The sequence below is a fragment of the Alphaproteobacteria bacterium genome, assembly GCA_030739735.1.
Lineage (GTDB): Bacteria > Pseudomonadota > Alphaproteobacteria > UBA7887 > UBA7887 > UBA7887.
In genome coordinates, this window is the sequence record JASLYQ010000055.1 from 1 (window position 1) to 616 (window position 616).

General features: G+C 60.6%; 1 protein-coding gene. It reads left to right on the forward strand.

Annotated features, from left to right (window positions below; translation table 11 throughout):
* Nucleotides 1-616, forward strand: a 616-nt coding sequence (locus QF629_13035) for a trypsin-like peptidase domain-containing protein (GenBank protein MDP6014442.1), incomplete at both ends; no start/stop codon positions are given.

Genomic DNA, 616 nt, shown 5'->3' on the forward strand with positions numbered 1-616 from the left:
GCGTACCGATATCGCGCTACTGCAGATCGAATCCACCGAGCGATTTCCGTACTTGGCCCTCGGTGATTCCGACACTGCCCGGGTCGGTGACTGGGTGGTCGCTATCGGCAACCCCTTTGGCCTTGGTGGCACCACAACCTCGGGCATCGTTTCAGCACGGGGTCGAAATATCAACAGCGGCCCGTACCTCGATTACATCCAGATCGATGCCCCTATCAACCGGGGCAACTCCGGCGGGCCGCTGTTCAACCAGGCCGGCGAGGTGATCGGGGTAAATACGGCAATCTATTCCCCCAACGGGGGCAGCGTCGGTATTGGCTTCGCTATTCCGGTTAATCTGGTCGCGGACGTCATTGGACAGTTACGTGACAGCGGCCAGGTGACACGGGCCTGGTTGGGGGTGCGTATTCAGAAAGTGGGGCCGGACATTGCCGAGAGTTTTGGCCTTGAAAAACCCCGCGGCGCATTGGTCGTACAAGTGACCCCGGGAAGCCCCGCCGAAAATAGCGGGCTGCTGACAGGCGACATCATCCTGGCTTTCGATGGCAAGCCGATCAAGCGCATGAAGCAACTGCCTCGCCTTGTTGCCGCGACCGCACCGGGCAGCCAGGCAAAC